The 22,881-nt window shown below is 60.4% G+C and carries 21 protein-coding genes and 1 pseudogene; 10 read left to right on the forward strand and 12 right to left on the reverse strand.

Features of this window, described 5'->3' with window-relative positions; all coding sequences use genetic code 11:
• Nucleotides 1-68 precede the first annotated feature (68 nt).
• The 4 genes from JFT85_RS21565 (at nucleotide 69) to groL (ending at nucleotide 3,583) form a co-directional block, all read left to right on the forward strand.
• Nucleotides 69-800 (forward strand): HugZ family pyridoxamine 5'-phosphate oxidase, encoded by a 732-nt coding sequence (locus tag JFT85_RS21565; RefSeq protein WP_053257818.1) that lies wholly within the window; start codon nucleotides 69-71, stop codon nucleotides 798-800.
• 66 nt (nucleotides 801-866) lie between these two features.
• The gene (locus tag JFT85_RS21570) at nucleotides 867-1,343 is read left to right on the forward strand and encodes an FxsA family protein (protein WP_053257817.1); all 477 of its coding nucleotides are present in this window, start codon (nucleotides 867-869) and stop codon (nucleotides 1,341-1,343) included.
• Between the two features lie 247 nt (nucleotides 1,344-1,590).
• On the forward strand, nucleotides 1,591-1,887 hold the full coding sequence (locus tag JFT85_RS21575) for a co-chaperone GroES (RefSeq protein WP_017139748.1): 297 nt from the start codon (nucleotides 1,591-1,593) through the stop codon (nucleotides 1,885-1,887).
• Nucleotides 1,888-1,936: 49 nt separating this feature from the next.
• Nucleotides 1,937-3,583, forward strand: a complete 1,647-nt coding sequence (groL, locus tag JFT85_RS21580) for a chaperonin GroEL (RefSeq protein ID WP_053257816.1) — start codon at nucleotides 1,937-1,939, stop codon at nucleotides 3,581-3,583.
• A gap of 77 nt (nucleotides 3,584-3,660) precedes the next feature.
• Here the strand turns inward: groL and JFT85_RS21585 are convergent, their stop codons facing one another.
• From JFT85_RS21585 to JFT85_RS21600, 4 genes are all read right to left on the reverse strand, one after another.
• A complete protein-coding gene (locus JFT85_RS21585) occupies nucleotides 3,661-4,038 on the reverse strand; it encodes a hypothetical protein (RefSeq protein ID WP_141718215.1) in 378 nt (125 codons plus the stop codon).
• An 83-nt stretch (nucleotides 4,039-4,121) separates the two neighbouring features.
• A complete protein-coding gene (locus JFT85_RS21590; protein ID WP_069551678.1) occupies nucleotides 4,122-5,420 on the reverse strand; it encodes a sensor histidine kinase in 1,299 nt (432 codons plus the stop codon).
• A complete protein-coding gene (locus tag JFT85_RS21595) occupies nucleotides 5,410-6,108 on the reverse strand; it encodes a response regulator transcription factor (protein WP_053257814.1) in 699 nt (232 codons plus the stop codon). Before JFT85_RS21595 ends, JFT85_RS21590 begins: the two co-directional genes overlap by 11 nt.
• 75 nt (nucleotides 6,109-6,183) lie before the next feature.
• On the reverse strand, nucleotides 6,184-8,133 hold the full coding sequence (locus JFT85_RS21600; protein WP_069551676.1) for an LTA synthase family protein: 1,950 nt from the start codon (nucleotides 8,131-8,133) through the stop codon (nucleotides 6,184-6,186).
• 201 nt (nucleotides 8,134-8,334) lie between these two features.
• On the opposite strand from JFT85_RS21600, the gene colR reads away from it, so the two are divergent.
• The 5 genes from colR (at nucleotide 8,335) to JFT85_RS21625 (ending at nucleotide 12,106) form a co-directional block, all read left to right on the forward strand.
• Nucleotides 8,335-9,018, forward strand: coding sequence for a two-component system response regulator ColR (gene colR / locus JFT85_RS21605; RefSeq protein ID WP_016975511.1), 684 nt, complete (start codon nucleotides 8,335-8,337; stop codon nucleotides 9,016-9,018).
• Entirely contained in the window at nucleotides 9,008-10,288 is a 1,281-nt protein-coding gene (locus JFT85_RS21610) for a sensor histidine kinase (RefSeq protein ID WP_053257812.1), read from the forward strand. The genes colR and JFT85_RS21610 overlap by 11 nt, the downstream gene beginning before the upstream one ends.
• A 189-nt stretch (nucleotides 10,289-10,477) precedes the next feature.
• Entirely contained in the window at nucleotides 10,478-11,158 is a 681-nt protein-coding gene (locus tag JFT85_RS21615; protein ID WP_053257811.1) for a class I SAM-dependent methyltransferase, read from the forward strand.
• Between the two features lie 4 nt (nucleotides 11,159-11,162).
• Complete coding sequence (locus JFT85_RS21620; protein WP_053257810.1) at nucleotides 11,163-11,882, forward strand: lipopolysaccharide kinase InaA family protein; 720 nt, start codon at nucleotides 11,163-11,165, stop codon at nucleotides 11,880-11,882.
• Nucleotides 11,879-12,106, forward strand: a complete 228-nt coding sequence (locus JFT85_RS21625; protein ID WP_053257809.1) for a hypothetical protein — start codon at nucleotides 11,879-11,881, stop codon at nucleotides 12,104-12,106. Before JFT85_RS21620 ends, JFT85_RS21625 begins: the two co-directional genes overlap by 4 nt.
• Nucleotides 12,107-12,246: 140 nt before the next feature.
• Here JFT85_RS21625 and JFT85_RS21630 read toward each other — a convergent pair whose 3' ends face one another.
• The 3 genes from JFT85_RS21630 to JFT85_RS21640 are packed head-to-tail and all read right to left on the reverse strand — an operon-like array spanning nucleotide 12,247 to nucleotide 15,883.
• Nucleotides 12,247-13,344 (reverse strand): DUF1513 domain-containing protein, encoded by a 1,098-nt coding sequence (locus JFT85_RS21630; protein WP_201230926.1) that lies wholly within the window; start codon nucleotides 13,342-13,344, stop codon nucleotides 12,247-12,249.
• Nucleotides 13,345-13,346: 2 nt separating this feature from the next.
• Complete coding sequence (locus tag JFT85_RS21635) at nucleotides 13,347-14,411, reverse strand: imelysin family protein (protein ID WP_169875611.1); 1,065 nt, start codon at nucleotides 14,409-14,411, stop codon at nucleotides 13,347-13,349.
• 32 nt (nucleotides 14,412-14,443) lie between these two features.
• Nucleotides 14,444-15,883 (reverse strand): di-heme oxidoreductase family protein, encoded by a 1,440-nt coding sequence (locus JFT85_RS21640; protein WP_053257806.1) that lies wholly within the window; start codon nucleotides 15,881-15,883, stop codon nucleotides 14,444-14,446.
• A gap of 139 nt (nucleotides 15,884-16,022) precedes the next feature.
• Between JFT85_RS21640 and JFT85_RS21645 the strand changes: the two genes are divergently transcribed.
• The gene (locus tag JFT85_RS21645) at nucleotides 16,023-16,586 is read left to right on the forward strand and encodes an NAD(P)H nitroreductase (RefSeq protein WP_069551674.1); all 564 of its coding nucleotides are present in this window, start codon (nucleotides 16,023-16,025) and stop codon (nucleotides 16,584-16,586) included.
• A 139-nt stretch (nucleotides 16,587-16,725) separates the two neighbouring features.
• Here the strand turns inward: JFT85_RS21645 and JFT85_RS28765 are convergent, their stop codons facing one another.
• From JFT85_RS28765 to JFT85_RS21665, 5 genes and pseudogenes are all read right to left on the reverse strand, one after another.
• Nucleotides 16,726-17,481: a methyl-accepting chemotaxis protein gene (locus JFT85_RS28765; protein WP_371850820.1), complete on the reverse strand. Its 756-nt coding sequence runs from the start codon at nucleotides 17,479-17,481 to the stop codon at nucleotides 16,726-16,728.
• A gap of 102 nt (nucleotides 17,482-17,583) precedes the next feature.
• Nucleotides 17,584-18,918: pseudogene (locus JFT85_RS28770) on the reverse strand (PDC sensor domain-containing protein); the annotation flags it as partial.
• Between the two features lie 85 nt (nucleotides 18,919-19,003).
• Nucleotides 19,004-19,405: a YbaN family protein gene (locus JFT85_RS21655; protein ID WP_053257803.1), complete on the reverse strand. Its 402-nt coding sequence runs from the start codon at nucleotides 19,403-19,405 to the stop codon at nucleotides 19,004-19,006.
• Nucleotides 19,406-19,499: 94 nt separating this feature from the next.
• Nucleotides 19,500-20,108 (reverse strand): biliverdin-producing heme oxygenase, encoded by a 609-nt coding sequence (locus JFT85_RS21660; RefSeq protein WP_053257802.1) that lies wholly within the window; start codon nucleotides 20,106-20,108, stop codon nucleotides 19,500-19,502.
• 138 nt (nucleotides 20,109-20,246) lie between these two features.
• A complete protein-coding gene (locus JFT85_RS21665; protein ID WP_201230392.1) occupies nucleotides 20,247-22,811 on the reverse strand; it encodes a TonB-dependent receptor in 2,565 nt (854 codons plus the stop codon).
• Between the last annotated feature and the right edge of the window lie 70 nt (nucleotides 22,812-22,881).

A 22,881-nucleotide genomic window follows, 5' to 3' on the forward strand; every position in this document is an offset into this window, starting at 1 on the left:
CTTGTGTTGAGATTCATTCCCATAGACGTCATGCGCTGTGGGCGGCTGAACACCCGAGGAGTCATACAGTGAGCGCGCAGGTTGCCAAGAACGCCCGAGAGCTGTTGCTCAAGGAATACCGTGGGGCTCTCTCCACATTATCCAAAGCCATGCCCGGGTTTCCCTTCGGCTCGGTCGTGCCCTATTGCCTCGACGAGCAGGGCCGCCCGATTATCCTGATCAGCCGTATCGCCCAGCACACCCACAACCTGCAGAAAGATCCCAAGTGTTCGCTGCTGGTGGGTGAGCGCGAGGCCGATGATATACAAGCAGTAGGGCGCCTGACCTACCTGGCCGAAGCTGAAAAGCTTGAGGATGAGGTTGCGATTGAAGCGGCTGCCGAGCGCTATTACCGCTATTTCCCGGATTCGGCCAACTATCACAAGGCCCACGATTTCGACTTCTGGGTGCTCAAGCCCGTGCGTCACCGTTACATCGGCGGGTTTGGCGCGATTCACTGGGTCGATCAGTTGACCCTGGCCAACCCGTTCGCCGGCAAGACCGAGCGCAGCATGATCGAGCACATGAACAGCGACCACACCAAGGCCATTGCGCATTACGTCGAACTCGCCGGCTTGCCTGCGCATGAACCTGCACAGTTGGCCGGTATCGACAGCGAAGGCATGCACCTGCGCATCGGTCAGTCTCTGCATTGGCTGCCTTTCGCAGCGTCTTGCAACACTCCGACACAAGTACGCGAAGCCTTGGTTTCATTGGCTCACGCCGAGGTTTGGCCGAAAAAAGAACCCGCCGACGCTTGAATTCACGAAACGGCGACGTCATCTAAGGTGAACTGGCAAGGCATTCTTGCGTTGAGGAACCATTTGATGCGCCCTTTTTTATTGCTCTTTCTGCTGTTTCCGGTGTTGGAGCTGTTCGTATTCGTTCAAGTCAGCAGTGCGATCGGGTTCTTCCCGGCACTGTTGCTGATAATTGCAGGCTCGATGCTCGGCGTCCTGGTGCTGCGCGTTGCCGGCCTGGCGACCGCGTTACGTGCCCGTGAAAGCCTGAACCGTGGCGAATTGCCCGCTCAGACCATGCTCGAAGGCCTGATGATGGCTTTGGCCGGTGGCTTGTTGATCCTGCCGGGTTTCATCAGCGATGTGGTGGGCCTGGTCATGCTGCTGCCGTTCACCCGCAAGCTGCTGGCCGGCAAGATGCGCCAGCGTGCCGAAGAGGCTGCGATTCGTCAGCGTGCGTTCGCCGACGACCTGCAACCGCGTGGCGGCCCGGCTCCGCGCCAACCGTTGGGGCGTGAAGGTGATGTGATCGAGGGTGAGTTCGAGCACCGCGACAGCAAATAACGGCTTAATCGGCACGGCACCTTCGGGTGCCGTGTTGCGTTTACCGCCCGGCACACGCAAAAAATTTCCGCGGCGGCCCCTTGTAATAAGCTTATGCGCCCTTATGTAACGGTCACCGCAAGGTTTCTGGTGGCGACACCAGACAGACTTCCGCGTCTTGCTTGGCGAGGCGCGACCGGCACAGCCGGAATACAACCCGCCGGTACCGATACCGGCCGATGAAAAACACAATTAGGAGAGATCGACAATGAGCAAGCTTCGTCCTCTGCACGACCGCGTCGTAATCCGTCGCAGCGAAGAAGAAAAGAAAACCGCCGGCGGTATCGTTCTGCCAGGTTCGGCTGCTGAAAAAGCCAACCACGGTGTGATTCTCGCTGCTGGCCCGGGCAAGACGCTGGAAAACGGTCAAGTACGTGAGCTGGCCGTAAAAGTGGGTGACAAGGTTGTTTTCGGCCCTTACTCCGGCAGCAACACTGTGAAAGTCGACGGCGAAGACCTGCTGGTCATGGCTGAGAACGAGATTCTCGCCGTTCTGGAAGACTGATTCCCCGCTCATTTTCCCGTTACTACAAAGTATTTAAGGAATATCGATCATGGCTGCTAAAGAAGTTAAATTCGGCGATTCCGCCCGTAAGAAAATGCTCACCGGTGTCAACGTCCTGGCTGACGCAGTAAAAGCGACCCTGGGCCCTAAAGGCCGTAACGTGATCATCGAGAAGAGCTTCGGCGCTCCGACCATCACCAAGGACGGCGTTTCGGTAGCAAAAGAAATCGAACTGGAAGACCGTTTCGAAAACATGGGCGCGCAGCTGGTCAAAGACGTTGCCTCCCGTGCCAACGATGACGCAGGCGACGGCACCACCACCGCTACCGTTCTGGCTCAGGCAATCGTCAACGAAGGCTACAAAGCCGTCGCTGCCGGCATGAACCCGATGGACCTCAAGCGCGGCATCGACAAAGCGACCATCGCTGTTGTTGCCGAGCTGAAAAACCTGTCCAAGCCATGCGCTGACACCAAGGCTATCGCTCAGGTAGGCACCATCTCCGCCAACTCCGACAGCTCCATCGGCGACATCATTGCCGAAGCCATGGAAAAAGTCGGTAAAGAAGGCGTGATCACCGTTGAAGAAGGCACTGGCCTGGAAAACGAACTGTCGGTTGTAGAAGGCATGCAGTTCGACCGTGGCTACCTGTCCCCGTACTTCGTCAACAAGCCAGAAACCATGGTTGCCGAGCTGGACAGCCCGCTGATCCTGCTGGTCGACAAAAAGATCTCCAACATCCGCGAAATGCTGCCAGTACTGGAAGCCGTTGCCAAAGCCGGCCGTCCGCTGCTGATCGTTTCCGAAGACGTTGAAGGCGAAGCCCTGGCGACGCTGGTTGTGAACAACATGCGTGGCATCGTTAAAGTCGCAGCCGTCAAGGCGCCTGGCTTCGGCGACCGTCGCAAGGCCATGCTGCAGGACATCGCTGTTCTGACTGGCGGTACCGTTATCTCCGAAGAGATCGGCCTGAGCCTGGAAAGCGCCACCCTGGAAAACCTGGGCAGCGCCAAGCGTGTGACCATCTCCAAGGAAAACACCATCATCGTTGACGGTGCTGGCGTAGAGCAGGACATCCAGGCGCGCATCACTCAGATCCGTGCCCAGGTTGTCGAAACTTCCTCGGACTACGACCGTGAAAAACTGCAAGAGCGTCTGGCCAAGCTGTCCGGCGGCGTTGCAGTGATCAAGGTTGGCGCCGGTTCCGAAGTTGAAATGAAAGAGAAGAAAGCCCGCGTTGAAGACGCCCTGCACGCAACCCGTGCAGCCGTTGAAGAAGGCGTGGTACCTGGCGGTGGCGTTGCGCTGATCCGTGCTCTGGAAGCTTTGGTTGACCTTAAGGGCGACAACGCTGACCAGAACGTCGGTATCGCTGTACTGCGTCGCGCTGTTGAAGCACCGCTGCGTCAGATCGCTGCCAACTCCGGCGACGAGCCAAGCGTTGTGGTCAACGAAGTCAAGAACGGCAAAGGTAACTACGGTTACAACGCTGCAACGGGCGTCTACGGCGACATGATCGAAATGGGCATCCTGGACCCTACCAAGGTGACTCGTTCGGCGTTGCAAGCAGCAGCCTCCATCGGCGGTCTGATCCTGACCACTGAAGCGGCCATCGCTGATGCACCGAAGAAAGAAGGCTCGACTGGCGGCGGTATGCCAGACATGGGCGGCATGGGTGGCATGGGCGGCATGATGTAAGCCAGCCTTACCCGGCTAATAAAAAACCCCGCCTGCAGCGATGCAGGCGGGGTTTTTTTATGGGGCTTGAGGATGGATCAGCCGAGGGTGCGTCGTCGCAACAGCTTTCTGAAGGTCATTCCCCGCGCCAGGGTCAGTTGGGCAGTCGGCATAAGTGCCAGGGGTTGCGGTGCAGCAACTTCGTCGAGTGGGCGAGGGACAGGCAGGTGCGCGAGTTTTTCAGCGGCGGTGGGCCTGGGCCGCCTCCCAGGCCGAGGCGTGACGACCAACCCCTGCGGTGTTGGCGGACGTGCCGTCGTTGCGGGGTGATCGCCTGCGTGTTTGTCTTCGAACCGGGACGATGGCGAGTCGGTAACCGCCAGGCGCGAGGCCGACGCATGGTCGGGCAAGAGTGTGCCGGTAACGATGCACAGCGACAGCACCAACGTGGACAAATGCTTCTTACGGGGATGCATGAAAGAGCTCTCCAACCTGGGATTCAGGTGGCGAGGTTACGAGCAATCCGAAGGCTTCACTGTCACAGGCTGTAACACGCAGGTTACAGCGGCCTCAGCGGCAGAATAAGGCTCAGGCGTGCGCCGCCCAAAGGGCTGCGCGATACCGACAATTCACCGTGGTGCCACTGGGTCGCGCGTTTGGCCAGTGCCAGGCCAAGGCCGGAGCCCGTGGGCTCATCGCCCCCCAAGGCAAGGCGCACGAAGGGCTCGAAGATCTTGTCGCGGTTCTCCGCCAATACCCCGGGGCCATCATCATCCACATGCAGCACCAGGTGCTGTTGACCGTGGTAAGTGGCACTGACGCACACTTGATCGCGTGCGTAGGTGATGGCATTGCTTAACAGGTTGCGCACGATAAGGTGCAACAGGGCACGGTCGCCGATCAGCTCAAGGTGGGCGGGCTCGGTTTCCAGGCTCAACCGGCGATGGTGCCCGTCGAGCAAGGCAAACTCCTGGTGCAGCCAGTCACGCAGGTTGATTGGCTCATGTTGCAGGTCGGTCGGTGCACCTGCCAGGCGCGCAAAGGCGAGGCTGGCGCGAACCAGGGCTTCGAGCTCTTCGACATCGGTGAGCAAGCGTTCCTGAAGGCGTGTACGGGTGAGCGGGTCTTCGCTTTTACCCAGAAGCGTCAAGGCAAAACGCATGCGCGCCAATGGCGTACGCAGTTCGTGGGACACGGCCTGGGAGACTTCACGGTGGCGCTCGTTCATGGCGCTGATGTCCCGCGCGTGCTGTTGCAAGGTCATCAGCAACGGCGTCCATTCCTTGCCCATGGCAGGCAACATCACATTCGGGGTACGTGCCAGCGTGCCAAGGCAGGTCTTGAGGGTGTTCAGGTCGGTGCGGCGACGGCGGTGCAGGCGTAAACCGATCCCGAGTAGCAGTAGCACCGGCAGGCCTGCTACAGCGGCGGTGATCCAGTAAACCGGGAATTTGAGCAGATCCTTGACCTCGGCACTGCCCCACATTGGGCCGAATTGAATGATGGTGTCGTCATCCAGCGGGAAGTAGCTGATGTCTTCGTCGCTGCTCAGTGCCGGTTGTTGATGCTCCAGCATGACCAACGCTTCCGGCGGCAATTCGACCTCGTCCAGCGAGATCAGATTCACCGGGTACTGGAAGTGCGCGCGCAGGATGTCCATGCGCGCTTCACGTTGGTCGGCCGGCACGGCTTTGAGCTGTTCGGCCACCAGGTAGGCCGGCCCGGCCATCAGGCGCAAAAAGCTGTCTTCGCCGACAAACACCGAGGCGTTGGCGCACAGCCACAACAGATAAAACGTCAAACTCGCCCAGCCCGTGCCCGCCACGGCCACCATCCAGGGCCGCACCTTAGTCAACATGTCGGGCCTCCTGGGCACTTTCGACGAACAGATAGCCCTGGGCCGTGATGGTCTGGATAGTCACCGGGCATTCCAGGCTCATCAGCTTTTTACGCAAGCGCGACACACGCATGTCGATGGAACGGTTGAGCCCGTCGTATTCCAGGCCGCGCAGGCTCTGCAGGAGTTTTTCCCGCGTCAGCAATACCCCGCAATGGCGCGCGAAAATCGCCAGCAATTCGAACTCGGCAACCGAGAACTGCAAAGGGGTCTCATCGAGCCAGGCGAAATGGCTGTTGAGGTCCAGCCGAAAGGTGCCCCACTGGTAATGAGCACGTGGGGCTTGAGGGTGGCGACGCAGCAACGAGCGGATTCTGGCCAGCAACAGCAGCGGGTCGACCGGCTTGACCACATAGTCATCCGCGCCGACGTTGAAGCCGGTCAGTTGCTCGGCGTTTTCATCCAGCGCGGTCATCATCAGGATTAGCCCCGGGTACTGATCGCGAATCTGTCGGCACAAGGTGAACCCGTCGATGCCCGGCAACATCACATCGAGGATCAGCAGCGCCGGTTGTTCGTCAAGAATGCGCTGTGCAGCGCGATCGCCACGGTGCTCAACCGTTACGGTAAAGCCTTCGGCACGCAGGAATTCGGCCGTCAGTGCAGCCAGGGGGCGGTCGTCTTCAATCAGCAGCAGGGTGTCGGACATGAAAGGGCGCCATCGCCGGAGAATGGACGCAAGTGTTACGCCCTTGCCATGGGGAGGCAAGGGCTCACGAGGGGGTCAGCGCACGCTGATGGCAGGCGCTGCGTCCTTGGGCGCTTTCCAGCTCAATAGTTGTTGTGTGAAACCATAACTGGCGGCCTGGTAGTAAGTAATTGCGCGCTGGATCAATGGATCATCCGTGCCCACACGTAACTCCTGGCTCTCGCCCAAGGCCTGATCGTGGCGACGCAGGCCTTGGCGCGGGCTGAGGATTGCCAGGTCCTTGCCATCAAACAACCCCAGGTGCTGATAGTTGCCGACCACCACGCGCGGTGGCAGCGGGCTGTCTTGCAACAGGTTGCGGCCGAAGAAGGTGGATTCGTAGCTCAGGTTGATCAACCCCAGCAACGTGGGGGCCAAGTCGATCTGGCTGGCCAGTTGCGCGGTTTCCCGAGCCTCGATCAGCTTCGGTGCGTAGATGAACAGCGGGATCTGGTAGTTGGCGATAGGCAAGTCTTCCTTGCCTGCGCTGCCGGCGGTGTGATCGGCGACGAACACGAAAATCGTGTTATCAAACCACGGCTTCTGGCGGGCCGCGTCGAGGAACTCACCGATGGCGTGGTCGGTGTATTTCACCGCGCCGTCACGGCCGTTGCCGGACTTGATATCGATGCGGCCTTCCGGATAGGTATAAGGGCGATGGTTGGACGTGGTCATCAGTTGCAGCAGGAAGGGCTGCTGCCTGGCATAGTCGGCATCGGCCAGTTTCAGGGTTTGCCGGTAGAGGTCTTCATCGGCCATGCCCCAGGCATTTTTGAACGAGATTTCCGATTCCGCCACGCTGCTCTGGTCCACGACCCGATAACCGTTGCCGCTGAAAAACGCGTTCATATTGTCGAAGTAACCGCGTCCGCCGTAGACAAAGACACTGTCGTAACCGATGGCCCCGAGTTGTTGGCCAAGGCTGGCGAAACCGCTCTCACGGCCGATGCGCTTAACGATTGAACGGCCGGGCGTCGGTGGAATGGCCAGGGTGATCGCCTCCAGGCCACGGTCCGTGCGGGTGCCGGTGGCATAGAAGTTATTGAAGTACAGGCTGTGTCTACGCAACATATCGAGGTTGGGGGTGAGGTTACGGTCGTCGCCATTGCTGCCCATGTATTTGGCGCTGAAGCTTTCGATGGTCACCAGCACGATGTTGGGTTTGCGCAACGTGCCGGGGTTGGTGATTGCGCGGCGGATGTCCAGCGGGTCGGTGCCGACGAAGCGCGCATTCGGCTCGCTGAGTTCAGCCCGCAATTGCTTGGCGACCACCTCGGTGGGCAGGCTTTTATAGAACTGGGTGTAATCCAGCTCGTTGTTACGGAACGCGGCAAAAAACTGATACGGGCCGTTGCTCGCCAGTTCATTCTTGTAAGCATTGCCACCCGAGGCGCGTGGGCTGTCCTGACTGATCAATTGCACGCAGAGACCGGCAACCACCAGCAGGCCCAGGGCATTCAACACGCGCCCACGCAGGGGCGGCAGAGGCGCGCTCATTGCGCTGTTGAACGGCTTGCGCAAGGCCAGGCTCAGTACAATCGCGAGCATCGCCAACAGGCTGAGCAGCTTGCCGATCGGGTAAGACTCCAGCAGGTTGTTCATCACCTCATTGGAATACACCAGGTAATCGACGGCGATAAAGTTGAAGCGTACGCCGAACTCATCCCAGAACAGCCACTCGGCCACTGACGTAAACAGCATGGCGAACAGGCTGACGGTCAGCACCGCCTGCAGGAACCAGCGATGGCCACGGCGGCGCCACAGCGCGGGCGGGCAGAGCAGCAGATACAGGCCCAGCGGCAAAGCGGCATAGGCCAGGAACGCGAGGTCATACAGCAAGCCGACGCCAAACACCGGTAGCAGGTTGCCACCGACTTCATCCAAATGCGTGATCAGCAGCACACTGCGCGTCAGTAGGAAAATCACCAGCCATGCGCCGGTTACGAGCAGCAGAAAGCGCATCGGCGCGGTGTTTAAAAACCCCATGTCCATATTCCTTATATCAATGGACGCCGATATTCGACCTGCCACTGTAGCCGGTGTGTGAAGCTATAGTGAAAAACTTGTTGGTTTGTACAATTGGTTGAAAACCTATATCGACGTAGCGTCCAGGTCTATCCCTGAGCCGCGCTTGGCCTTAAGCTGCGCGAGCCAACACGGCCGTTACCGCGTACGGAGACACTGCCCATGCGAATTTTATTGGTTGAAGACAACCGCGATATTCTGGCCAATCTGGCCGATTACCTGGGGCTAAAAGGCTATACCGTAGACTGTGCGCAGGATGGTTTGTCGGGCCTGCATCTGGCCGCCACCGAACATTACGACCTCATCGTGCTCGACATCATGCTGCCTGGCATCGATGGCTACACCTTGTGCAAACGCCTGCGAGAAGACGCTCGCCGCGATACGCCGGTGATTATGCTCACCGCGCGCGACCAGTTGGATGACCGGCTGCAGGGCTTTAAATCCGGCGCCGATGATTACCTGCTCAAACCGTTTGCCCTGTCGGAATTGGCCGCGCGCATCGAAGCGGTTCTGCGCCGTGCCCAAGGCGGCGGGCGTCGCGCGCTGCAAGTGGCCGACCTGCATTACGATCTTGATACCCTGGAAGTGACCCGCGAAGGGCGCCTGCTCAAGCTCAACCCGGTGGGCCTGAAACTGCTCGCGGTGCTGATGCAAAAGAGCCCGCACGTGTTGCGTCGAGAAATTCTCGAAGAAGCCCTGTGGGGCGACGACTGCCCGGACAGCGACAGCCTGCGCAGCCACGTTCACCAATTGCGCCAAGTGATCGATAAACCCTTCGCAAAGCCGTTGCTGCAAACCGTGCACGGTGTGGGTTATCGCCTGGCCGAGGGGCGTGATGGAGTTTAAGCAAAGCCTCGCCCAACGGATCATCATCGCCTTTGCCTTGATGAGCGCACTGGTGGCGGGGGCGTTCGCCATGGGCATCGTTGCAACCGTGCACCTGGTGGAAGAAAAACTGATTTCGGCCGGCCTGGGCGGTGACCTGCAGCGCCTGTTGCTGATGGACAGTGTCGAGGACTGGAGCCATCGCCCAGAGCCGGATCAACTGTTCTATTTCAGCGGCGGGCCCGGGGATTTCGAACTGCCCAAGGATCTGCGCCATCTGGAACCCGGCTTTCATGAGGTGTTTCGCGAGTCGCTGTCGTACCACGCCATGGTCGAAGTGGTCGATGGTCGGCGCTATGTGCTGCTGCAAGACCAGAGCGATTTCGAAGAGCGCGAGCGCGTCCTGTTCGCCGTCGTGCTGGTGGGTTTTGTACTCAGCCTGGCGCTGGCGGTATTCCTCGGTTGGGTGCTGGCCCGCAAGGTGATGGCGCCCGTGGTGCGTTTGGCGCGCCAGGTTCGTCATCGTGACCAGTTGCTGGGGCTGGCACCGCCCCTGGCGCCGGATTACGCCGCCGATGAAGTCGGTGAGCTGGCGGTGGCCTTCGACGCGACGCTGGGGCGGTTGCGGCAGGCATTGTCCCGTGAGCAACTGTTTACCAGCGATGTCAGCCACGAATTGCGCACCCCGCTGATGGTGTTGGCCAGTTCGTGTGAACTGCTGTTGGAAAACCCCGCCATTGATCAGCGCGGCCGCAATCAGGTGCTGCGCATTGCCCGAGCCTGCGAAGAAATGCGCGAGCTGGTGCAAACCTTCCTGATGCTGGCCCGTGCCAAACACGATGATGCGGCCATGTCGCCCCAGGTCAACCTGACCCAGGTCGCCGAAGATTTGCTCGGCATCTGGCGCGAGCCCATCGAGCACAAAGGCCTCGAATTGATCTACCTGCCGGGCAATCCGCTGGATACCCGCTACAACACCACCTTCTTGCATGCGGTGATGGGCAACCTGCTGCGCAACGCGTTGCACTACACCGAACGGGGCTTTATCCGCCTCACACTCGAACCCAGTGGCTTTGTGGTGGAAGACTCCGGCGTGGGCATTCCTGAAGACAAGCGTGAAGCGATGTTCGAGCCTTTTGTGCGCGGCAGTGAAAAGCGCGGTGAAGGCCTGGGGTTAGGCTTGTCGCTGGTGCAACGCATCTGCGAGAGCCAGGGCTGGAGCGTCAGCCTGAGCACCATGGAGCCCCATGGCTGCCGCTTTCAGGTCCAATTGAGCCCGGTCAAACCCTGAGCACCCCGCCTGCCGCTATCCTGCGGCAGCTACCCCGCTTTTCGGCGAAGATGGCCCCATGCCACTGATTGTGTCTGTAAAGTCTTGAAATGTATGGGGCTGGACAGGACAAGTTTTTCACAACGGGTTGACCTGATAGTCACACTTCGCTGCTTAAGGTTGTCGGCATCAGCTACTGGAGATCCGTTGATGTCTACCCCGATCAAGCTCGATTTTTCTGAAAAGTACGACGATCAGCACGCGCAGGAATATTTGCTCAAACATCAGGACAATCTGGCTCGCCGGTTGTCCCACAAACGCGACGAGCAATTGGCGCGCGGCGCGTTGGCCATGGCCGGCGAGCCAGGCCTGGTGTTGGACCTGCCCTGCGGGGCTGGACGTTTCTGGCCGTTACTGGCGGAAAAGCCCAACCGGGTGATTATCGGGGCCGACAATTCGGCGTCGATGTTGAACGTCGCCACCATCGCCCAACCGGCGGAAGTGGTGAAACGGGTACGGCCTTTGCAGACTTCTGCGTTCGATATTGATTTACCGGATAATTCAGTCGACAGTATTTTCTGTATGCGCTTGCTGCACCATATCGGTGACGCGGCGCACAGACTGGCAATATTGAAGGAATTTCAACGCGTTACCCGCGACAGCGTGATCGTTTCGCTGTGGGTAGATGGCAATTTCAAGGCCTGGAAACGCAAGCGCCTCGAAGCGAAACGTCGCGAGAAAGGTGAGCAGGAAGGTTATCAAAACCGGTTTGTGTTACCGGCTGCTACTGTTGAGGCAGAGTTTGAGCAGGCCGGTTTCCGGGTTCAGGAGTCCCTGGACTTCATGCCGCTCTACGCCATGTGGCGAGTATATGTATTGCGTAAGAGGTAACAGGATGGCAGTTGAGTGCGTATCAGGCAGTCACGTAGCTCCCGAAGAGCGATTTGATTATTTCTGGCGCCAACGGGGCGAGTGGGTCGAGGAACCCAATCGTCGACGTGGGGGGGAAAGTGGCGTGCAACGGGTGATCAGCGCTAACGGCCGCTTGCTCTACAGCAAGCGCCAGACCGGGCATATCTACCGCAGTTGGCTCCACCCGTTTGGTCGCCCGACCGTGTTGCGCGAGCGCGATGCCCTGATGGGCCTGCGCTCGTTGGATGTGCGTGTTCCGGAACTGGTGTTTTGCGGCGCGCGCCGTGACCCGGAGCACCAGTGGAAGGCGCTGTTGGTGACTGCGTCATTGGACGGTTTCGACGAGATCGAAAACTGGTACGCCGCCGGCGGCCGCGAGCAGTACGGCGAGTTGGTCCACGAGCGCGTGCTCAAAGAGTTGGCGGGCACCCTGGCGAGAATGCACAAGGGCCGCTGGCAGCATGGCTGCCTGTACATCAAACACATCTTTGTACGGGTAACCGGCGAGGGCGACTCGGCCAATGTGGAAGTGGCGCTGCTGGATTTCGAAAAGTGCCGCCAGCGTTTGACCGCTTATCGGGCGGCGTCCCATGACATGCTGCAACTGCGGCGCCATTCGTCGTGGAGCAGTACCGACTGGGAAAAACTCAGCTACTTTTACGAGACGGCGTTTGGCAGCGCTATCAAGGGTTTAACCAGATGAAGCTAGAAATAGCACGAGGTTTGTTCCTGGTCGGCGCGTTGGGCATTGCAGCCCTGGCGCTGGCTGCGTGGGAACAACCTCGCACACAAGTGCTGAGCGCGGTGCAGGGTAGCGGGCAATGTCTGTTACCACGTGTTGCCAAGGCCAGTGTGGCGGTCAAGCCTGATCATGATTTGCTGTTATTCATGTTCGGGATGTCCCAAGGGATGAGACCGCAGAGTTGAATACATCACAGCCAACGTAAAAGGCCCCGCACTGCGGGGCCTTTTACGTTGTAGCAGCTGCAGATAGGTGCCGAGGAGCCTGCGCGTTACTGTTCCAGATCGTTTAAAAATCGGCGCCCGGAACGCTGCCATGACGGCGATCAGATCAGGTGCAGATGGTTATCCCAAAGCCCGGCCGGCAATTCCAGCGGCGTGGCGACCAACTGCTGCTGGCGGCAATCGTAGAAGCGGCAGCGCCCCTGGCCTGACGTGACAACGAACCCATCCGCCACCGCGCCCACGCCTGCACAGTCCGGCAAAGGCCCATCCAGACGCAGCTCGCCGCTGTCCATGTCCCAGATAAAAAAGCGGTTGCCCCGTGGCGCTGTCAGCGCGACCAGGCGCAGTTCGCTGTGCACTGCGACACTCGCGGTGTAGTGCCCCATCGCCTGCAATTGCTCATCGGCCACCGGGAACGCCACGAACGGCTGACCCGGACGCTTGATCGCGAGCAACTCGGAACGCTCCTGGGACGGCCCCATGAACTGCTGCCCGGTGAGGATGGTGCCATCGCTGGCAATCCCCATGTGCCGCACGCTGTTCATCTGCTGGCCGAGGGTTTCCTTGCTGATCAGGCTGCCGTCGCGGCGCATCAACACCAGGCTCGGCTCCATGGCGTTGAGGTTCATCTCCACACGGCTTTCGGCTTCGGTACGAATGCCGCCGTTGGCCACCACCAGGGTTTCGCCGTCGGGCATCCATGACACCTGATGCGGGCCGATACCGTGGGTGGAGATTTCGCCGCTGTGGACCAGTCGCTCACCTTCGAACGTGTACACGCCCAGCAGGCCGCGGCCCGGATCGGAGGTGTCGTTCTCGGTTGCGTACAGCCAGTTGCCGCTTTTGTGAATGACCGCATGGCCATAAAAGTGCCGATGGGCATTCGACGTGATGGTTTGCAGCAGCGCGCCATCACGCAGGTCGATCAGGTAACTTTCGGTGCCCGGGCGACGGGCGACGAACAGTGCAATCGACAGCGTTGGGTGGTTGATGATGTCGTGGCAGCGCTGGCCGACCTGAGTGGCAAACACCTGCTTGCCGTCCAGGCGATAGCCTACGGCGTAGTGCCTGCCGTCCGCATCATCGCGCGCCGACAGCAGCAGCGGGCCTTTGTCCTTTTGCTTGAACAGCGTCCAGCCACCCAACGTGATCGCACTGAGCAGCACGCTGCCCACCGCCAAAGCCTGTCGCCTGAGCATCATCAGTCACCGTCGTTGGCGTTAAAGCCCAGTTGGATGCCCAGCGCTTTGGCCAACTCGCCTTCATGCAGGCGGTGGACGACGTTGAGGCTGTCATAGATCGCGTCGAGCTGCTGGCGCCCGGCATCGTCGGCCAACAGTTCATTGAGGGTGCGCGGGTTGCCGGCGAACAGTTTCAGCGACGCGGCATAGGCGGCGTCGATCTTGTCGGCCAACGGCTTCTGCTCCGACGGCAGCAGGCCACGCAGGCCTTTGTTGTCGACCCCGACCCACACGGTCTGAGCCGCCGCGAGGCTGGCCTGCAGGCTTTGCAGGGAAGACTGGCTGCGCCAGGCATCGGCCTGGAACGGTTGCGCGATGCCCTTGGTCTGGCGACCCATCGGCGTGCCGAGTTTTTTCTTCAGGGTGTCCAGCGCAGTCACTTGCGCGCGCAGCAGGTCGGCGATGGCTTCGTGGGAGTCAGCGTAGCGCTGGTTCGGAAACTTGGTCATCTGCGCAAGCATGCCGTCGGTGCTGTTCCAACTGGCCAGGATCTCTTCGGCCAGGGCCTTCTGGCGCTCGCCGATGGCGACCAGCAGCGGGCAGTAGCGGGCTTTCTGGGTTTCGTCGGCGACGTCAGGCCGTGCGTCGTAGAGGATGTATTCGTAGGCCGACAGGCCCTGCACCACGACACTGGATTTGGCCAGGGCGGCGGCATCGATCTGCGGCTGGGCGGTGACCAGTTGCTCAACCTGGCGACCCACGAGGTTTTTCTTGTCCGGCCAGAACTGCACCTGCCACGAACGGTTGCCCTCGGCCAGTGGGCCGATCAGCAGCGGTTGCAACTCGGCCCAGGCCTTTTGCGCGTGGAGAAAGTCGGCACGCGCGGTCTCCAGGCTTTCCTTGCCCTGGCAGTAGGCGAGGGCGCTGACGGCCAGTTGGCGGTCAGCTTCAACCCAGCGGCTGTAGGTCGGCAGGATTACTTGCTTGGCGATGGCCGCCGAAGTCACGGCTTGCGGGTCCTGCGGCGAGCAGGCGCCGAGCGCGAGGGCGGCCAGGCTGGTGAACAACAACTTGGGACGAAACATGTCGAGCTCCCTTCGGTCAATTGGGGCAAAGCTTATAGAGAATTCAGGAACGCCAGCAACGCAGCCCGCTGCTCGGCATTAAAGGACAACACATGCTGCTGCGCCGCCTGCGCTTCGCCGCCGTGCCAGAGCACGGCTTCAAGCAGGTTGCGGGCGCGGCCGTCATGCAAAAACTGCGTGTGGCCGCTGACGGTTTGCGTCAGGCCAATGCCCCACAACGGCGGCGTGCGCCAGTCGCGGCCACTGGCCTTGAATTCGCTGCGGTGGTCGGCCAGGCCGTCGCCCATGTCGTGTAACAGCAGGTCGCTGTAGGGGCGAATGATTTGGTTGGCCAGTTCGGGTTCGGCAGCGTTGGCGGCGGTGGTGAACGTCGGCTTATGGCAACCCTGACAACCGGCCTGGTAGAACAGGTTTTTACCGGCCAGCACCTGCGGTGTGTTGACGTCACGGCGTACCGGCACGGCCAGGTTGCGGGTGTAGAACAGCACCAGACGCAGGATGTTATCGCTGACTTCCGGCTCGCCGTCAGGGCCATTGCCGTTAGGGGCCTGCTTGCAGGCGACTTGGGCCTCGGTGCAGTCATCGAAGGGTCTTAGCGACGTGGTGAGGCCCATGTCACCGGAGAACGCGTGAACATTCTGTTGATTGAGGTTGGGTTGCCCGGCTTTCCAGCCAAACCGCCCGAGGACCGTGGTGTGCCGGGCATCATCCCAGACCTGGTTGGCTCGGCCGACGATGGCTTCTTTGTCGGCGGTCTTCGGGTCGGTGTTTTTCAGAATGTCGGCGTCGCTGATCGCTTCGAGCAGGCCCAGGCCGATCATCGGCGGGGCGATTCGCGCCGAGAACAGTGTCTCCGGGTGCATCGGGCCGTAGCCGAGCTGGGTGATTTGCAGGGCGGGCTTGCGCAACTCGACCCGCGTGCCGTCCTTGAATGTCACGTTGACGGGCGTGTAGTCGACCCGCACTTTGCCTTCGGGGACTACGCCCGGCACGGCCATGTCTTGCAGTTGCCCGCCGTACACCGGCTCGGGCACCACGCCGAGCTGTTCAATGAGCTTGGCGTAGGCCGGCAGGTCTGAGCTGGGCGCGGGGATCGACAAGCGCACCAGCATCGACACCGCATTCGGCGCATCGGGCAGCGGCGGGTGACCACGGCCGTCCTTGATATGGCAGTTCTGGCAGGCGTTGGTGTTAAACAGTGGGCCGAGGCCATCGCGTGCGGTGGTGGTAGAGGGCGCAATCACCCAGGGGCTGCGAAAGAAGCTGTTGCCGACGCTGAAATCCAGGCGGCGGCTGGGAGCAAGGTTGGCCGAGGGCAGGGAAAACGCGTTCTGGTCACGCTTGTTCACCGTCGCCGCGCCGCCGGCTCGCGCTTCACCGGGCTGCGCCTTGGTGAAGCGTGGGGCGTCATCGCAAGCAGTCAGGCTCAAGGCCAACACTATTGCGGACAGGTGAAGAAGCGAACGGAACATCGAATTTCCTGAACGAAGGCGGAAAATGAGGCCGCAAAGTCTAACAGGGCAAGGCGGATTGAATAAGAGCAATTATCGTTTGGTCGAATCCGATTCATTACCGCTAGAATGGCCGCACATTTTTATCTGGAGGTGGCCAATGCAGGCTCTCGACGCTTTGCTCAACCGTGTTTCCGTGCCGCGTTTGCTGGAACCGGCACCGACCCAGGCGCAGCGCGATGTGCTGTTCGCCGCCGCCATGCGCGCGCCCGACCATGGCCAACTGCGCCCATGGCGTTTCCTGACCGTGGAAGGCGCGGCCCGTGAGCAAATGGGCACACTGCTGGCCGAAGCCGCGCGACTGCAGGACGCCGACGCGCCGCAAGCCGCCATCGACAAGGCCCAGAACGGCCCATTGCGCGCCCCGCTGGTCGTTGTGGTGATTGCCCGCTTGCAAGACCACTTCAAAGTGCCGAAGTCCGAACAGTTGCTGGCAGCTGCCTGTGCGGCCCACGGCATTCTGTTGGCGGCGTACGCTCAGGGGATTGGTGCGGTGTGGCGCACCGGCGAGTTGTCCTACTCGGCCCATGTGGCCAAAGGCCTGGGGCTGACGGCGGATGAGGAAGTGATTGGCTTTCTCTACCTGGGCACCCCACAGAACCCGCCGCGCACAGCGCCGAAAGAAGACCTGACGCCGTTTGTTACAGCCTGGACGGGTCTGTAAGAAAGCGCAGATCTGCTTTATGTGGGAGCGGGCTTGTTCGCGAATGCGGTGTGACAGTCACTGGATGTATTGACTGATCCACCGCATTCGCGAGCAAGCCCGCTCCCACATTTGCGCCTCATCGTTTTCAAGGATGGCGTTACACCTTGAACTGATCCATCAACTTCATCTGCTGGCTGGCTAACGCGTTCAGTTGGCTGCTGATGGCCGCTGACTCGGTGGCCTGGCTGGTGAGGGTTTCGGTCACGGTGCGGATTGCCGATACGTTGCGATTGACCTCTTCGGCCACCGCGCTCTGTTGTTCGGCGGCGCTGGCGATTTGCAGGTTCATGTCGCTGATCACCGTCACCGCATCGCTGATCTTGCCTAATGCCTGCACAGCTTGATGGATCTGCCCGGCGTTGCTTTGGGCCTGGTGCTGGCTGGAATGCATGGTCGCCACCACGCCGCGCGTTCCGCTCTGAATGCGTTCGATCACCAGGCGAATTTCCTCCACCGAATCCTGGGTACGTTTGGCCAGGTTGCGCACTTCGTCGGCCACTACCGCAAAGCCACGTCCGCTTTCCCCGGCGCGCGCGGCTTCGATGGCGGCGTTGAGTGCCAGCAGGTTGGTCTGCTCGGCAATGCTGCGAATCACTTCCAGCACCGAGCCGATCTGCTCGCTGTTCACCGCCAGGGCCTCGACTTCGCTCACGGCTTTGCTGACTTCGTCGGCGAGGGTGGTGATATCACGGGTGCTCTGTTCAATGATCGACATGCCTTCACGCGCCGACTGATCGGCCCCACGCGCCGCGCTGGCGGCGTTGGAGGCGCTGTTGGCCACATCGTGGGCGGTGGCGCTCATTTCATTGGAGGCGGTGGCGACCTGATCGATTTCGCGGAACTGCACCTGCATGCCTTCGCTGGTCTGGCGCGCGATGGCCGAAGACTGATCAGCCGTGCCACGTGCTTCGGTGATGCTTTGCTTGATCTGCGCGATAGTCGGCTGCAGCTTGTCGAGGAAACGGTTGAACCAGTTTGCCAGCTCGCCCAATTCGTCTTTCTTGGCATAGCTCAGGCGCTGGGTGAGGTCACCTTCGCCGCTGGCGATGTTCTTGAGCATGGCGGCGACGGTATTGATTGGGCGGGTCACGCCGGTGGCGGTCAGCCAGATCAAAAGCAAGCCGAGCAACGCGGCGGCCGCGCCGACCAGCAGGGCTTTGAGCGTGGAGGCGTTTTGGGCCTTGTCGAGTATCCCTTGCAGTTTCAGTGCATCGGCCAGCATCACGTCTTTGGGCAGCTTGATGACCACCCCCCAGGATTTTGCATCGGCAATCGGTTTTACCGGGTACACGGCGCGGATCGTGTCGTCCTGTTCGCGGATCGTGCGCGTGTCACTGGCCAGCAATTGCACGATGTCTTTGCCTTCGGCGCCAAGGGTGTCGATCAGGTTTTTGCCGACCTTGTCCGGTTGGCCGCTGAACGCTGCAATCAAGCCGGTGCTGGACAGAATCTCCAGGTGTGCGGCGCCGTCGAACAGTTCTTTTTGTGCTGCGTCCGTCGTAGCTTGCAGGGTGTTGAGGGCGATATCGATGCCGATCACACCGATGACTTTGCTGTCGACGATCAACGGCAGTGAGATAGTGGTCATCAGCACCTGCTTGCCGGCCACTTCATCGGAATACGGGTCAAGCAGACAAACGTTGCGCGTGTCACGCGGGCAGGTGTACCAGATGTTGTAGGGCGTACCGCTGAGGTTGAGGCTGGTCTTGTTCAGGTCGTCTTCGACCATCACCGTGTTCAGGCCTTCGCCGCCAGCGCGGCTCCAGTAGCTGGAGAAGCGGCCTTTTTCATTGGAGACGCGGGCTTTATCGTCGACAAACTCGCTGTCCTTGCCGTCCAGACCGTTGGGTTCAAATGACAGCCAAATACCGAGCACCTTGCTGTTGCGCTCGAACGCGGTTTTCAGGCTTTGGTTGAGCTCCTCACGCACCGCACCCGGTTCCAGCGAGCGTTTGCTGGCGAGGGCGCGCAGGTCCTTGACCTGATCGGCGAGTGCGGTGACCACCACCAGATTTTCGCCAAAGGTTTTCTGCAATTGCAAGGCTTGCTCGGCGGCCTTGGCTTGCAACAGATGTTGCACACTTTGGGTGAGCATTCGCGAGCTTGAGTCGCTGATCAACTGATCATTTTGGTTGGTTTCGTACAGGTTGATGCTGATGATCAGCGCAATCACCCCCAACAGGCAAAGGCCGGACAGCAGCACAATTTTCAGGCGGATGGAGAGGGTGTCGAACATAGGTTCACTCGCGAATGGACTTGTCAGGATGCAAACAGGGCGAGCCAAGTCCATTTGGCGCTATGTCCGGAACATCGGCGCATCAAGATGTTTCATGAGGGAAAGGTGATGAGCGGTCGGTAAAACACTAAACGCCACGTTATACGGGCGTTGCGAGCCGTTCCGGGCGTGACCAGATCCACAGGTTACCGAGGCCCATACCGGCAATTGCCAGGTAGATCGGCCAGCCGTGATCGAGCATCACCAGCATCAAGCCGGCACATGCCAACATGCTCAGCGTGGCGCTGACTTTGGCCCTGCGCGCGATGATCTTGCCGTTGCGCCAGTTGAACAGGATCGGCCCGAACAGCCGGTGGTTTTCCAGCCAGGCACTCAAGCGCGGCGAGCTTTTGGTCGCGGCCCAGGCGGCAAGCAGGATGAATTCAGTGGTGGGCAAACCCGGTATGACAATCGCCACCAGCCCAATGCCCAGGCTGACGTAGGCCAGCAGGCCGAAGAGGAGCTGCGCGATTTTTGAGGTGGATTGGGTTTTGCCGGTCATGGGTTGGGTGATCACAGAAGTCAGTATGAAATGAGATTCAACGGTGGGAGCGAGCAAGCCCGCTCCCACAGTTGATTGCATTTCAATTCGAGTGTTACGCCAGTTCAGGGGCCGTAGCGTACGCCTGTTCCAGTAATACGGTGAAGCGCACAAACGCGTCGATCGCACCTTTTTCGACCGCGGCTTCTTCTTCGGCGCTGAACGCCAGGCCATCGAGGGTGCGGGTAAAACGCTTCCAGCCTTCGGCGCGACCACCGGCCGGCTCGCCGAGGTGGCGGGCCCCGAAGGTCTCGCTGAGGCCCAGGCCCACAGCGCGCTTGATCAAGAACGCAGCGCCCAGCTTGGAACCTTCGGACACGAACAGCCAACCCAGAGCCTCGGCCTTGCTCGGGTTTTTCACGGCGCCGGCAACCGGTGCGGGCACTTCGGTGTCGAGGTCACCGAGGTCCAGCCTGGCGGCGTCGGCACGGCAGCGCTCGGCCAGGTCCGGGACGATCTTGATCAATTCGGGGTCGTTGTACAGGGCTACCAGTTCTGATTGGAACAGGTATTGGGCGACCACGAAGCGGGCGAAGTTGGCTTGGGTTTCGAATGGAGCGTGGGCTTTGACCAGCGCATCGAGCTGGGTATGCGGCGCGTGAGTGATTTGGTTCAGGCGCTGGGAGCGCAGGCCTGGGCGTTCTGCGGTAGGGGAAGCGGTCATCGAAAAAAGTCCTTGAGAAGCGTTGCGCCTGGGTGCTCTAAAGAGAGCGGTTATCAACTAGACGAACAAGAAGACGCGGCACAGTAAAAAATCCTCACCTCGCCGCTGATTAATCGTGGCGAGGTAAGGTGGGGATTGTCAGATGTCCCAGATCAGGTTGATCGCAAAGTTGCGCCCGGGCTGGGTCAAGCGGTCGAGGTTGGCCGGTGCTGTAACCCCGGCTTCGCCGACGCCGTCGTAGCTGCGCACGTCATCCCAGTTCCAGTATTTCTTGTCGGTGAGGTTGTAGAGGCCGCCGTTGATAGTCACGTCGTTGGTGACTTTGTAGTAGCCGGTCAGGTCGACGATGCCGAAGCCAGGTGTTTTGAAGGGGGCACTGGTGCTGCCATCAGGCGCGTGGAAGGTGGTGCTGTCGACCCGATTCTGTTTCTTCACCAACGTCCAGCTGACCAGCGCGCCATATTGCGTTTGCTCGTAGCCCAGGCCGAATACGCCTTTAAGCGGGTTGACGCTGTTGAGCGGCTCGCCGTTGTCGTCGTTGCGGCCATAGGTGTAACCAACCGAGCCTTGGGTGTAGAGGCCTTGCGGTGCGCCGAAGGCGTCGAGGTTCAATCGACCTTTGGCTTCAATGCCCTTGATGGTGGCGTGCTTGATGTTGTTGGCTTCGAACTGTTGCACGGTGCCGCCGGCAACCGAGGCGTCCTCGTCGATGAAGTCGCGGTACTTGTTGTAAAACACAGCGATATCGAACGAACCTTCGTCGAAGTTGCCACGAATCCCGGTTTCCACGCCTTTACTGCTCTCAGGCTTGAGGTTCGGGTTGGGCTCGACGGTGTAGCCTTCATTCAAGTTTTCAAAGCGGCCATACAAGGCTTTGGCCGACGGTGTGCGGAAGCCTTCGGCGTATTGGCCGAACCAGGTGTAGTGATCGGTCAGCGCGTAGGTCAGGCCGAATTTAGGGGTGACACGGTGCCAGGTTTTTTCCGCATTGCTGTGATCGTAGATCCGGTTAGGGTCGACGGTGTTGAGGAATTCCTGGGTCAGCTTGGGTTTGAGCTGGGTGTAGTCGTAGCGCACGGCGGGCAGGAAGGTCCATTTGTTCCAGGTGATTTGATCCTGCACAAACAGCGAGTAGGTGTTGATGGTCGGGTCCGGGAAGTCGCTGGACTTTTTCACGCTGTCGCCGGCTGAGGGGCTGGGCGCGCCGATGGCCTTGCAACCGCCGCCAATGGCCAGGCAGCTGGCGGCGCCTTCGCGGGAGCCGGTGACTTTCTGCTGTTTCAAGGTGGTGCCGTACGTCATCTGATGATCGGTTTCGCCGAGGCTGAACGCCTTGTCCAACTGTGCGTCGAACACCCATTGTTTTTCTTCGTACAGGGTTTCGCGGGTGCGCAATACACGGCGCGATGGCTGGTAGATTTCGGCGGTGGTCTGGTCGGTCTTGGCGATCTGGTAGTTGAGACGGGTTTTGATGTGATCGGCAATCGGCGAGTCGAGGGCGAAGCGGTTTTCGATACCAAAGCGCTCACGGGTGATGGTGTCGTTGCCCGAGCGGGCGCGGTAGAAGTTGAAGCCTCGCCCGCCGGTGAACGGTCCGCCTACCGCGTTCTTCAAGTTGACGTCGCGATCATCCTTGAACTTCTCATACGTCAGGCCCAGGCGATTGTCATCGCCATAATTCCAGCCCAGCTTGGCCAGGACATTGGTGGTGCGTGCATCCTCAGGGTTGGCGCCGGTGCGCGCCAGGCCGGTGGCGTTGTTGCCGTCATAGGATTCCATTTCATGGCCATTGCGCTGGCTCAGGTGCAGTAAACCGTCGACGTCCTGCACGCGGCCGGCGACGGTGCCGGAGGTCAGCCAACTGTCGTCGGCGGAGCTGTAGCCGGTTTTCAGGCGGGCGCCGACGTCCTGGCCGGGCTTGATGATGTCGTCCGGGTCGAGGGTGAAGTAACTCACTGCGCCGCCGATGGCGCTGCTGCCGTACAGGGCCGAGGCCGGGCCACGCAGAATTTCCACGCGCTTGACGATTTCCGGGTCGACGTAGTTGCGGCGTGTCTTGGCATAAGGGCCGTTGAAGAAATTGTCCGGCACTTCCACACCGTCTACCTGAGTGAGGATGCGGTCGCCGTCGATGCCGCGAATGTTGTAGCCCGCGTTGCTGGCGCGGGTGCCCGCGCCACCGACTGATACGTTGGGCTCGTAGCGCACCAGTTCACGGAGGGTGTTCACGTTCTGGCGGTCCAGCGCCTGGCGATCCTGAACAGTGACGGTGCTTGGCACGCTGCTGACGTCCTGCTCGTTACGGGTGGCGCTGATGGTCACCTGTTGCAGGTTGAGCACGCGGCCCGCCGCACGTTTCTCCAGGACGATGCTGTTATTGCCCAGTTTGCGATAGCTCAGGTTGGTCCCCACCAACAGCCGGTCCAGGGCTTTTTCCGGCGACAGTGCCCCGCGCACGCCGGGGGATGACACGCCCTGGCCCAACGCCGCGGGCAGGCCGATTTGCCAGCCGGTTACCGCGGTAAAGGCATTCAATGCCGAAACCAGCGGTTGTTGCTCAATGCTGAAACTGTATTGGCCGTGACTGCGCGCGGCAGGTTCGGCGGCGGTGGCGGCCATGGCCGGCGCACTGGCCAGCAGGATGGCAGCGGTCAGCAGGGACAGGACGGGCGAAGAGGACCGGCGGTTGAAACGAGAGTACATCGAGAGCGCTCCGGAGATACGAATCTTATAGTTGCGAACCGAACCAAATAGGAATCAGTTGCATTGGCTA

Source organism: Pseudomonas sp. TH04, assembly GCF_016651355.1.
In the GTDB taxonomy this organism is placed as follows: domain Bacteria; phylum Pseudomonadota; class Gammaproteobacteria; order Pseudomonadales; family Pseudomonadaceae; genus Aquipseudomonas; species Aquipseudomonas fluorescens.